Annotated in this window: 4 protein-coding genes; 2 read left to right on the top strand and 2 right to left on the bottom strand. The window is 54.2% G+C overall.

Translation table 11 applies throughout. The annotated features are described in order from the left end of the window. A partial coding sequence (locus tag VI895_12935; GenBank protein ID HLG20704.1) for a sigma 54-interacting transcriptional regulator occupies positions 1-3,972 on the top strand: 3,972 nt, incomplete at its 5' end. On the opposite strand, the gene VI895_12940 is transcribed toward VI895_12935, so the two are convergent. Together VI895_12940 and VI895_12945 are read right to left on the bottom strand one after the other, a co-directional pair. Next, entirely contained in the window at positions 3,962-6,334 is a 2,373-nt protein-coding gene (locus VI895_12940; GenBank protein HLG20705.1) for a two-component regulator propeller domain-containing protein, read from the bottom strand. The two genes, VI895_12935 and VI895_12940, sit on opposite strands and share 11 nt — an antisense overlap. 422 nt (positions 6,335-6,756) lie before the next feature. Further along, a complete protein-coding gene (locus VI895_12945) occupies positions 6,757-7,371 on the bottom strand; it encodes a hypothetical protein (protein HLG20706.1) in 615 nt (204 codons plus the stop codon). A gap of 269 nt (positions 7,372-7,640) precedes the next feature. Here VI895_12945 and VI895_12950 point away from each other — a divergent pair. Next, positions 7,641-10,554, top strand: a 2,914-nt coding sequence (locus VI895_12950; GenBank protein ID HLG20707.1) for a right-handed parallel beta-helix repeat-containing protein, incomplete at its 3' end; no start/stop codon positions are given.

The raw sequence follows: 10,554 nt of genomic DNA on the forward strand, positions 1-10,554 counted from the left end.
GTGATGTTTCAAAAGCTTCTGGACCGAGAAGCCAGCTCTCACTTCACAAATTGGCTGGCTCGGATGACGAATGAAAATCCGGAGGAACGATTTGTTACGGCGCGCGCCGCACGTGCGGCGCTCTTAGGAGAAAAAACGTCCGAAGCGTTGCTTCAGCCTTTTCTGATCGATTCCGTTCCATGGGCCCGAGGCAGGGAAACTTGGCAAGAGGTACGAACGCTTCTTTCCTCCGGGTCTTCCCCTAGGATCGCTCTGGACGGTGAAATCAAAGAGTTGGAGCCGTTTGCCGTTTCGATCCAAGCGAGCCTGATCACAGCAGGAGTGGATGTAAAGGTAGTTCATTCGGAAGATGAGATCGATCCAACGTGGCCTAAAGGAGCCGCCGTTCTTTTCCTTGGAGGGAAACATCCCGAGTTCGGTCCATGGAAGAAATTTTCGCTTGAATTCTATCGTTTCAATGAACTCCAAGTTTTAATCGAGGCACTCCATCCGGAACTTCATCTGGAGCGATCGTTGCTTTCCGAACTTCATCGAGCGACCAAGGGGAGTCCTCCCGTCATCCGAACTGTTCTGGAAAAAGTTTTGTCCAGTCACCCCACGGTCGAGCAATTTCGCCAACGTCTTCTTTCTGAATTAGCCACGGGGGCCGCGAGTCAATTCGAGACTGATCCGAAGCCGCCCACGGCCGACCCTTCCTTCCTGATCCTGGCTTGGGCCAAAAAGCCGCTCCCCCTCGAATGGTACTTCGAGAATCAAGGCTTGCTCTCCGATTGGGCGAAAAATGGTTGGGTTCGATTTCTGGAGAAAGAAGGGACCAGTTTCGTTGAAGCGACCGGACCTTGGAATGTGGATATAGCTGACCTGGCTCAAGAAGCGCTTCCCTGGTTTAAAAATCAATTGCACACGTCGCTTTCCCCCTCACCTGCGTTGTCTGAACTCCTGGCCAATCTTTGTTTACGGGCGAACCTTCGAGAGGAAGCATGGCTATTTGGAAAAGGGATCCTTCGATCCTCTCTTCGGCGTCGTCGATTCGAAAAAGCACTTGTGTGGCTCGATCAACTCGATCCATGTGTGCCGGATCCTATTCGCGCACAAATGGAACGGCTGCGGATTCGTCTCCTCTTGGAGGTCGGTCGGCTCGCGGATGCGAAGTTGCGCATTCGTTCGTTTCCGTCTTCTCGCGCGAAGGAAAAGTTCGCGGATCGGCTGGCTTTTTTGGAAGGCCGCTATGCCGACTGTATTCCCACTCCTGAAGTATTGACTCGGCTGGGTCGCCATTCGGAAGCGTACGCGTCGGCGATACAACGCCTGAGCCGCCCCGATCTTCATCGGAGGCGTCAAGCGGAGCTCGAGCGGATCGCCGGCCTGGCTGCGTATTACGACGACAAAACGGAGACGGCAATTACGCATCTTCGGAAAGCCTGCTCGCTTTGGCGAGAACTAAAAGACATCCATGGCTACATCCCTTCCCTCAATCAACTCGGAATGGCTCTCGCGCGAAAGGGGAAACTCAAACAAGCGGCGCGCGCCTACCGGCACGCCGCTTCTTTAGCGGATCAGTCGGGGCAGAGGCGCCAACACGTAAGCTACCTCCTCAACCTAGCGACGGTTCAATTGGAAACCGGGAATATGGTTTCAGCCTTGAAGAACTATGAAAGCGGGTTGACCACGTGCCGCCAGCTGGGACTTCGAGTGGAGGAAACGTCCATTGCACAAAACCTAGCCAATATCTGGCTTCGGGCCGGGAATCTTTCGCGGGCGTCGCGCCTCCTCTCCGAAAGCGACGCTTGGGTCGCAACATCGGGCCCCATGAACTTGCAACTCTACCAGCGAATCTTGAAAGCGGACTTGGCTCTCGTTCAAGAAGAAAAATCGAATTTCTTGAAACTCGTGGATGAGCTGATGAGCGAACTCCCTCAAGCGGGCCGTCTTGCCTCCGCCATTCGGACGTTGGCTTCACAAGCTGAATTCTTGCGCGGAAATCTCGGTCGCGCGATCGAGATTCTTGATCAGAGCGGAGCCACCCGGCTCCATCAACAATGGCTACGAAGTGAATGGGAATGGGAGTTGCGGAAAGTCACGCCGGATATCATGGAGACCCGGTATCAGAAAACCTGCTCCAGTTCCCCAAACCGATCGGACGACGATTTTTTTTCGACACTCACGCGACTTCGGTTCCTTGGCCTTCTGACTCGGGCAAGCGCGTTGGCGGAGCATTCCCTGCCGGAGGATCTACGTGTTGAAACGAAGGGACTTCGCAAGAATCTGGAGGAGAACTCTCCACCCGAATTGTGGGGGCCTCTTCAAAAGCAATTGACATCCTGGTTTGGAGAAAAAGGAGAGACTCCAACTGAACGACCCAGCCGGACCTCAGGTGGGAGTCTCTCCAGCCTCGGCAACGAAGGGCGCGTAGCCATCAACATGTTGTTGGAAATTGTTCGACAGATCACGAGCCAACGGTCGACCGAAACACTTCTTCGCACAATCCTAAAAGAGATGATGCGCCTTGCCGAGGTTCCACGAGGCGGGATTGTGGCGAAAAGAGCGGACACACTTGAATCCCTTCTATTTCTCGGAGAAAAATGGGAGAAGGAAAGCGGTCTTCCGATCGATGTCTCCCGCTCCATCATCAAAAGTGCGATTGACACGGGCAAGCGAGTATTTCTCAAAGATGCTCGCGAAGCGGCCGAACGTGAAGAATTCGGAGCCTCGCTTCGCACGCATCATCTCCGTGGTGTGCTCTGCCTTCCCTTGCGCGCCGAAGGAAAAATAACCGGAGCTTTGTATCTCGCCGATCCCGACCAACCTCTCCGGCTCGCTGAGGAGAAAATTCAAATACTGCAAGGCGTGGCGGATCACGCCGCCATTGTCATGAGTACGGCCGGTCTTCTGGAGCAACTTCAATCGGAACAGGCGCGAGTAAACGAACTCAATCGGAAGTTGGAAGCGTTAACGTTGCGTCTAAAACAGAAAGTGGCTCATTTGGAAGAAATGCGCACGCCGTACGGAACGGGGCGATGGGAGGAGTTTGGTATCGTCGGGACGAGCCCGAAAATTCGCCATGTGATGGAGACCGCGGAGAGGGCCGCAGCAGGTGCGAGTCGAATCTTGATCGTCGGAGAAAGCGGGACCGAAAAGGAGGCCGTGGCGCGAGCCATCGTCGCGATGAGCGATCGCTCAGAGGAACCCTTTCTTGCCACGGATTGCGCGGCCATGCCCGAGCAGCTTCTTGAATCGGAACTGTTCGGCTATGAGTCGGGCGCGTTCACGGGCGCTACCCAATCGCAGCCCGGAATCATCCGCAACGCAGGTAAAGGGACGATTCTGTTGACTTCGATCGACGCACTCACGCCAGCCATGCAAGTGAAACTCTTGCGCCTCCTTCAGGAAAATACCGTTCGGCCTCTTGGTTCGACTCGAGAATATCCGGTGGAGGCTCGGTTCCTGGCCACGCTCGACCAAAACCCGCAAGATCTGATTCAACAGGGAAAATTACGAGAAGATTTTTATTTCCGCCTGGCGGTGTTTGAACTTGTCCTCCCCCCACTGCGCGAGCGGCTGGAGGATCTTCCCTATCTTGTTCGGCAGTGGTTAGCCGAAGCCGCTCGTCGTGAAGGAAGGCCCCCGAAGCGGGTGACGCGCGCGGTCCTCAAACGGCTCGCAGCCCACTCCTGGCCGGGGAATCTTCGCGAGTTGGCCAACGAGATGGAGCGGGCTTCCCTTTCCACAACGGACGATCTGATCGACATCGACGACCTCTCGGAAAACCTCCGATCTCTCTTGACCGACACGCGTCCGCTTCCGACCAAACGCAAGAAGGCGTTTCCCAAACTCAGAGGACAAATCGAAAGGCGGATCTTGGTTCATGCATTAAAAGAAGCGCAGGGAAATTATCGCGTCGCCACGGAACGCTTGAATATCTCCCTCGCGACTCTTTATCGCAAACTGAAAAAGTACGGAATCACTTCGTGAAAAGGACGAGGCCGTTGTCGGTTCCAAAAAAGAGCCCCGCCTCGGAACTGACGGCCATGGATTCAATTCGTCTGCTTACGAGGCCATCCGCTTCGGAGAGATTCGTGAAATGAATCTTCCCCTCCATGTCCAACGTGGCGTGGCTTGCGCCGTTGTCATACGTCCCTACCCAGAACCCCCCTTCGAAGTCGGATGCAAGGCTGAGGTTATAATTACTCGGCAAGCCGTCGGCTGTGGAATAGTTGGTAAAGACGGCGTCGCCCGATCCGTCGAACGTAAGATGACTCAGTCCGTTGACGGACATGGCAATCCAGAGGCCTCCCCTCTCGTCTGAAAGTACGTTGTGTACAACCGAACCGAGAGCTCCAATATTCGGGTAGTTCGTAAACCGAGCTTGGCCCGATCCATCGAACGTCAAATGGCTCAAACCGTAATAGGTTCCGATCCAAAGTGTGCCGAAGGAATCCACTGCCAGACTCGTAATGACGTTGTCGATCAGGCCATCGGCGGTCGAATAATTCGTAAACAGCGCATTTCCGTCGGGGGTGTACTGAAGGTGACTTAAGCCACGGAGAGTTCCGATCCAAAGACCGCCGGCGCCATCTTGAGCCAGTTCCGCGATGTTGTTGTTTGGCAGGCCGGTCGTCGTACTAAAGTTCGTAAACGTGGCTGCACCGGCCGCGTCGAACGTCAAACGGCACACGCCCCAGTAAGCTCCGCCGATCCAGATGGCGCCTGAATGATCCGTTACGATACTTACGACGGGATCGTTGGACGGCAGACCATCGTCGGCGGTGTAATTCCGAAAGAGAGCATTTCCAGCCCGATCAAAAGTTAAATGAGTCAGACCCACGGAAGTGCCGAGCCACGCCCCGCCCGATTCATCGGGTGCCAAGGCGACAATGTTGCTGTCGATTAATCCATCGACTGTCTCGTAGTTCGTAAAGATCGGATTTCCCGCTTCGTCCCACGTAAGGTGGCTCAAACCATCGAAGACGGTTCCGATCCAGAAACCTCGATCATCATCCAAAGTGACGGATGCAATGTGATTGCCGGGCAAACCGTCCACCTCGAAGTAATTCGTAAAGATAGAATTTCCGATTAGATCGAACGTAAGGTGGCTCAAGCCACGACCTGTTCCGATCCAAAGCGTGCCGGCTCGGTCGATACGAAGGCTTTCCACACGGGAATCGGGAAGTCCGTTGCCAAGAGAATAGAAATAGTTTGTAAATTGAGCTCCCCCGGCTACATCAATTGTTAAGTGGCTCAGACCGTTCAAAGTTCCGATCCAAAGCGTGCCGGAAAGGTCGACAACCAGGCTTTCCACATAGTTGCTCGGCAAGCCGTTTGCACTGGAGTAATTAGTAAATTGGGCCTTTCCCGTTCCATCGAACGTTAAACGACTCAAGCCGAAACCTGTCCCGATCCAGAGGGTATTCGATAAATCGAGCGCAAGACTCGTGACCGTGTTCCCAGGTAAACCATTCGCGTGAGAATAGTTTGCGAACTTCGCCTTCCCCGACGAATCAAAGGTGAGATGACTTAATCCATTCTCCGTTCCGATCCAGAGTGTCCCTGCGGAATCCAGAGCAAGGGACTCGACTTTATTGTTCGGCAACCCGTCCGACGTCGAGTAATTCCTAAACGATAGATTTCCATTCGGGCCAAATGCGGATCGACTCAGACCATTGACCGTCCCGATCCAGAGATCCCCATTTTGGTCCGAGAGGAGAGCGAGAACGGTGTTATCTGGAAGGCCTTTTCGGATGTCGTATTTTTGCGGAAAGATATCCGTCGGATTTGCGGTGAGATCCCTTTCGGGAAGGAACCATAAACCTTCGCCAGCGCCGACGTAAAGTCCTTCGTTCCTCCGCGCCATCGCCGTGACTCTCTCGGGGAAACGCGTCCGCCAATATTGGACGCGTTCGCCAATGCTATTGATCCCCGGTCCGCCCGGAGCGTACGAAGGACCGTTCCCCCAAAGGTCAACGATGTCGCCCGGGTCGGTCTTTTCCAAAACGCCACTAAACGCGGTCCCCTCGGAAGTCTCGTGCGTATTGACGCACGATTGAACGTTTGTTTTGGAGTTGAAGGCGCATACTTGTGTGACTCCTGCCACGACGGAATTTGGCAAGCCGGTGAAAAGAGCGATTCCAGCTTCCGGATCTGTGCTTTGAACGTAAACGCTGCCAGCGAGTAATAACGGCGCTAGAGGGAGAGGTTCAAGGCCGACATCGCTGTCAGGAGTCGTCCGTGTTGCCGAGTCTACGACATCCTGATTTTCCGGTGTCTTTTCGGACGTTGATCCGGTGCACCCGGCCAGGAATAGCGCCGTGAAGATCAGGATATTTCGCGTTCGCACCAACCTTCCTCCGCTTCATTTCAGACCGCAACGTACGTGCCACAATTTAATCGTTTACAATTAGGTGGTTAGGAACGGCAATGCGCAAAATTGGAGCTTCTATCTATTATAGCTCGCAAACTTTTCGCAAAGTTATTTCGCGAAGTTATCTGGTCGCTTTTCCGCTCATCCAGGTGGATGTGAAGGCTACGCAATTTTTCTAGGTCGCAGGTACTTGAAATCAATCACTTTGTCGTCGGGGGTGTGAAAATTATAGCTGGATACCTCCCTTATTTCTTCCCTTTTGAAGTCGGATTTTGAATCTATCTGGTTGAACTTACCTAATTTAGGCCCAGAGGCACGGTGGTTGCTTGACGACGTGGTGGGGAAAGCGAGGAGTGACAATGACACGCCCAAAACAAGCTTGGTTTTCAAGAATTGGCTTAAGCCTCTTTTTCGGAGCGTTCGCCTTGAGAGATCAAACGGAACCGGGCAAATCCAATCAGGAGGCAAGCGGTGAAGGCCGAAAGCCAGCCGCTGGATGAACGGCCCCGGCAACCGCCGCCCGATGGAGTGTCGTCCTGAGCACAGAGGCCACATTCCGGATCCCAGCCGGCGACTCCGACAGAGACGGGCGCTGAAAGCGCGCTAGCATTTCCAGCTGCATCAAACGCCTGGACCACGTAAACGTAACTGCCGATGCCTACGCCGGTTTCCTCGAACCAGATGAACGTTTCGATCGGCTGTTCGTCCCCGCCACCGCCCGAAGTGTCGGTGTGTTCGGCAATTTCGCCACCCTCGAGCGATCCAATCTTTTCGTACGTTGGTTCCGTTCCAAACTGAGACGCCGATCGCTGAATGTCATACCGGACGACGCCGATGTTGTCCGTGACGAGACCCCACTGCAACCAAACCGTTCCCGCTCCCGTCTGGTAGCTGGTCAGGTTATCAGGCGTAGCCGGCGGTTCGGTGTCGGCCCCTTGGGCATTCAGCCAGGAAGGAGCTATCCCTGTCCAAAGGAAAACGAGCACGGCGACCGAGGATGTTGCGAGTCTCATGAGAAAATCATAAGAAATCAGACGGGTGATACGTTAGCACAATGATATCGAACTCAATAATTTTGTTAACTATTGCTAACTTGTTCAGGCCCCTGCCTTCCCTCTCCTGTCCGACTGTCCAAGAGGAATGGAGATAGAAGGGAAAATCTTTTCTACCGGTAAGAAAAGTTTGCAATCCTAGCCTCCTTTGAATTGAGCTAACTAGCGAAGATCACATCGATTCCGATCGGTACGCTCCTTGCTCCCTATCCCGCTTGAGGGATGTGGGAGTGAGAGTTTTCCTTGCAGCGTCGGTTGTTTTTTTCGGTTCTTCAGCTTGGGCAACCACCTATTACGTCGATGGGACTTGTTCCACCAACGGAAACGGAGCGCCGAACGCCACCACGCTTCCACCAGCCTGTGGATCGGCCGGTCCGTTCAATAACCTTCAAAATGGTATCAATGCGCTCTCTTCACCGGGAGATGTTCTTACGATCCGGGGTGTTCATGATTCGTTTGATGGTCGCTACGGTTCGGATCAATTTTCAATCAACGGAAAGAATGGCTCAAGCAGCAGCCCGATCACGATCCGACCTTATGGATATTCCGGACCGGGTACCGGCGAAACGGTTTACATCGAAGGGACCGGAATGCCGACGTCCGGTTGGACCCAATGTGCGACCAATAGTTCCGGGACATGTTCCGGGGTTCCGTCTCCCTATAATGAAGTTTGGTACGCCACAAGCAGCGGGGCTGCGAGCCGGGTAATCGGGGCACAGCGTCCGGACGGTACGCCGACGTTTCGTGTGACATCGCCTGGAGCACTTACGGGGCAATATTATTCGTACAGTCCTCAAAGTGGCGGCCCGATTCTCGTGCGATGGGGAACATCGCTTCCTGCCAAACCGTATGTTTTCTACGACAACGTTGGGATCGGCTTTAAAGTGGAGAACAGTTCCTACATTACGATCCGCGGTTTCGTGATCCGGTGCCATCAGCAGATGGGCGTGTACGTTTCGAGTCCCTCGTCCAATATCGTGGTCGACAGCAACCGGATTCTGTACGACCTCGATCGTACGGGAAGAGGGAATGACTACGGTGTGGTCAATTACAACGCCACGTTTATCACCTTTCGAAACAATGAGATCGCTTACACGGGGAGTGAAGGGATTCATTCCCAAGCCACCCTCAGCGGCCCGACGGTTCTGACGATTCAGGGGAACTGGATTCATGACCTGGGAAACCAGGCCGTGTTGGGACCAGCCGTAGCTGGAACGCCATCCGGCATGATTCTGGGCGACTATTCGGGTGGAACGGCGAACGGAGATTACACCGGCTCAGTGATCGAGAACAACCTCATCGACGGGATTTACTCGGGAACTTCCTGCGGCGCTGGGATCTCCCTTGAAAACCACAGCGACAACTGGATTATACGAAACAATCTGATCTCAAATATTTGCTCAAGTTGCCTTTGGTTGGACGGCGTCGCTTCCAGCACCAGCGACAATCAGTTCTATAACAACATCTTCATGAATTGCGGCCGGGAATCTGGATGGGGGATCAACCTCCAAAATCACAGCAATCGGAACCTCTTCTATAATAATACGTTCGTCGGTGTACCGAACGAGGCTGTCTTAAGTTCAGGGGGATGGTGTAGCTCATCGACCTGCTCAGGTAACGTTTTCCGCAACAACATCTTTATGGACGATCGCAGTTATCGGCCATACCCACTGATTGATTTCTCAGCGGGAGGTGCGTTTGAAAACAATCTGGTCTTCGGACTTTATTATGGAACGAATTCTGGAGCGACCATCGTCAAGTTCGCCGGCTCAAGCTACTCCTGCGGTTCACTGGGGGGTTTTGGTTCCAATAAATGCGCGAACCCGGCATTTGTTTCGGTAGCTTCGAACAATTACCATCTCACGTCCTCTTCGCCCGCGATCAATGGGGGCACTTCGAGCGGGATGCCGTCGGCGAGAACGACGGACATTAACAACACGCTGGCTTCCTTGCACGGGCTTCCAAGCTACGCGGATAATCAACTGGCAAATGGTGTGTGGGACATCGGCGCGGACGAGTTTTCAAGTACGTCGGGAGGCGTGTGTGGCAACGGCGTGATCGAAAGCGGAGAGCAGTGCGACGGAAGTAATCTCAACGGTCAGACCTGTGCGTCTCAAGGATTTAGCAGCGGGAGTTTGTCTTGTAACTCCGCCTGCCAGTTCAATACATCGCAGTGTGTATCCGCGGACACGCAACCTCCTTCGGTTCCTTCGAATTTGAATGCTCAGGCGATGTCCAACTCCCAGATCAATCTGACGTGGATCGCTTCTTCGGACAACGTGGGCGTGAGTGGGTACAAGGTTTCGAGAAGTCTCAATAGCTCGGGTCCGTTCTCCGAGATCGGGACGATCGCTTCACCGAGCTATCCCGACAGTGGCCTTTCGGCCAGTACGACCTACTACTACGTGGTCGCTGCCTACGATGCGGCCAACAACATGTCCGGAAACTCGAATGTCGCCAGTGCCACCACACAGACGGCACCGGTCACTTCATCTCTATCCGTCTCCCTCTCCGCTTCCCCCACGGGAGGGAAATCGCCTGTAACCGTTTCGTTCGTGGCTACGCCCAGTGGAGCGACAAGTGTGATCTACGACTGGAACTTCGGAGATGGAGGCTTTCTCAGCGGGACGTCCTCCTCCTCTGTGAGAAATACGTATGGGAAGGGAAACTATACGGTCACGGTCAAGGGGACCGATGCCTCTACAGGAGCATCGGCGCAGGCTTCGACTACGATCAAGGTGGTGGGACGACCGGGGGCGGTCGCGACCAGCTCGGGGAGTACAACCACGGCCCTCAGTGTATCGGAGGGGCAGTTGTATCAGTTCACGGCGGTGGAAGTGGATGATTCCAACCGGGCGGTCGCCTTGGCTCCGGAGCTTCTGGCCTTGGCCGAGCTCAATGTGGATCAGGTGGCGAGGGGAAAAGGCCAAGTCGACGCGTTCCTCGAAGAAGGGAAGAGCTATCAGATCTGTGAATCGTTCCCTTCGGACAATACAACTCCGGATTGCTGGGCCGTCCAGCAGAACCATGGAATGCTCCAACTGATCAGCGGAAATCCGACGACGTTCATCATTAACTCCACAGAAGCCTCTCAGTCCTCCTCCACCGGGGACATGTACTCGGTCAGTAGCGGGGGTTGTGGAA

The sequence above is a fragment of the Bdellovibrionota bacterium genome (assembly GCA_035292885.1).
Lineage (GTDB): Bacteria > Bdellovibrionota_G > JALEGL01 > JALEGL01 > DATDPG01 > DATDPG01.